The organism is Pseudomonas sp. EGD-AK9, assembly GCF_000465935.2.
In the GTDB taxonomy this organism is placed as follows: domain Bacteria; phylum Pseudomonadota; class Gammaproteobacteria; order Pseudomonadales; family Pseudomonadaceae; genus Aquipseudomonas.
On the sequence record NZ_AVOF01000443.1, the window covers coordinates 1 to 2258 of the forward strand.

Below are 2258 nucleotides of genomic sequence, written 5' to 3' on the forward strand. Positions count from 1 at the left end.
GGGCAGCAGGTAGGCCACCGCCCAGCCGGCGGCGGCCAGCAGGCTGATGGCGATAAAGCGCGGCAGCGGCATGCCGAGCATGCCGGCGGCCAGCGGCAGCATCGGGCGCAACGGGCCGATAAAGCGCCCCACCAGCAGGCTGGCCATGCCGTAGCGCTGGAAATACAGCTCGGCGCGCAGCACCCACTCCGGGTGGCGGCGCAGCAGCGGCAGGCGTGGGATGTCCTCTTTGAAGCGGCGGCCGAGGCTGTACGACAGCAGGTCGCCGCACAGGCCGCCGGCATAGGCCAGCAGCAGGGTCTGCCACAGCGTCAGCACGCCGCTGCCGGCCAGCAGGGCGACGCTGAACAGCAGCAGCACGCCGGGCAGGAGGATGCCGACCAGGGCCAGGCACTCGAACAGGGCGATGAGGAAGATGGCCAGTCCCAGCCACTCGGGGTTGCCGCCCAGCCAGTCGGTGAGGTGTTCCAGCCAGGCGCTCATGGCGCGTCTCCTGCGTTCGGCAACAGGCGGTAATCCTGGCCTTCGACCTGGCCGCGGCGCAGCGGGTTGCGCGTGCAGTGGCGGGCGAAGGCGGCATCGACGAAGCGGTAGGGCAGGTGTTCGTCGCGGCCCTGGGGGATGCCCAGGCGCGCGCACTGCACGATGCGCTGCGGCCGCTCGCCGACATCCTCGACGAACAGGCGCTGCGGGTCGAAGCGGCGCGCGTCCCAGTCCGCCACCTTGAGGCCCAGTGCCTTGCACAGCAGGGTCTGGCCGGCGCACAGACGCTGCGGCGGGCGCGGCGAGCCGTCGCTGGCCGGGTTGTTGCGCTGCATCGCCGCCAGCGCCGGTTCTCCGCTGATGGCGTCCAGCCAGGGCTGCGCGGATTTGATCAGCACCGCGTTGCCCGGCCCATGGGCGCTGAAGTTCAACGAGTCGCCGCCGCGCGCGTAATACATGTAGATGTGCCCACCATCTGCGAACAGCGCCTTGCGTTTCTCGGTGTAGCCGAGCGAGGCGTGGCTGCCCTTGTCGACCAGGTAATAGGCCTCGGTCTCGATGATCCGTGCGCTGAGCCAGAGCGCGCCGACGCGGTGGCGGATCACCTTGCCGAGCAGCTCGCGCGCCACCAGCTGGGCATCGCGGTCGAAGAAGGCGTCGGCCAGCGGGCGGGCCTGCGGCCAGGGCAAACTAAGGGTGGGTTCGGTGGGCATGGGCTGTCGTAGGGGCTCGCGGCGGCTTAGGCTGGGCCGCGAGCATAACAATAAGAGCCTTAAAAATGCCTGAACGCAGCCGTGCCAGCAGCGCCCATATCAGCCCGTCCGCGCACTACACCGGTTACGTCTGGTACCGCCACCGCCTGGCCGAACCGGCCTTCGTCACCGCCTTCGGCCGTTTCGTGCACAAGCTGCTGTGGCCCGTCACCTGGGGCGCGCGGGTCGGCTTCGGCCTGGATATCGAGGCCTTCCTGCTGCAGCGCCACCTGCAGATCGATGCGCAGCTCACCGCCGCCATCGAGCAGGGCGGTGTGCGCCAGGTGGTGGAAATCGCCTGCGGCCTGTCGCCGCGCGGCCGGCGCTTCTGCGCGCGTTATCCGCAGCTGCGTTATGTCGAGGCGGATCTGCCGGCCATGGCCGCGCGCAAGCGCCTGCTGCTGCACGGCGAGGGCTGGCTGGGTGGCGAGCACCAGGTGCGCGCGGTGGATATCCTCGCCGAGCAGGGCCGTCACAGCCTGGCCGCGCTGTTCGCCGAGCTGGATCGCCGGCAGCCGGTGCTGGTGATCACCGAAGGGCTGGTCAACTACTTCCCGCTGGCGCTGATCGAAGGCTTCTGGAGCCGCCTGGTCACTGAGCTGCGCGGTTTCGCCGGCGCCACCTACCTGACCGAGCTGTACCCGGACCTGCGCGAGCATCCGCGCTATCGCCAGCTGCGCTGGGGCGTCGAGCTGATCGGCCGGCTGACCCGCGGCAGCTACCCGCTGCACTACCGGGATCACGGCGAGATAGTGGCGGGCTTCCAGCGTTGCGGTTTCGCCACGGTGCAGGTCTTCGACCCCAGCGCCGATACGCTCAGCCTCGGCCTGCCGCCGGCGCGGGTGCCCGGGCTGGTGCGGGTGATTCAGGCGCAGGTGTAGGGCGACCCGAGGGGCTTACCTAGCCCGGATTGCATCCGGGCTAGGCGCAGGCGGCTGCCGGCAGCGGAGCGGGGTGGATCAGCGCGGCCAGCGCCTGGCTGGCCGCGGCGTCGGTGTGCGGGAAGACGAAGGCCAGGCCCCG

3 protein-coding genes are annotated in these 2258 nt (G+C 70.5%); 1 reads left to right on the top strand and 2 read right to left on the bottom strand.

The features are described 5' to 3' along the window. A partial coding sequence (locus N878_RS18250) for a DedA family protein (protein WP_021445020.1) occupies nt 1-483 on the bottom strand: 483 nt, incomplete at its 3' end. Beyond that, nucleotides 480-1196, bottom strand: a complete 717-nt coding sequence (locus N878_RS18255) for a DNA-3-methyladenine glycosylase (RefSeq protein WP_031303449.1) — start codon at nt 1194-1196, stop codon at nt 480-482. The genes N878_RS18250 and N878_RS18255, both read right to left, overlap by 4 nt. A 65-nt stretch (nt 1197-1261) precedes the next feature. Here N878_RS18255 and N878_RS18260 point away from each other — a divergent pair, with 65 nt between their 5' ends. After that, entirely contained in the window at nt 1262-2116 is an 855-nt protein-coding gene (locus N878_RS18260) for a class I SAM-dependent methyltransferase (RefSeq protein WP_021445022.1), read from the top strand. Nucleotides 2117-2258: the final 142 nt, after the last annotated feature.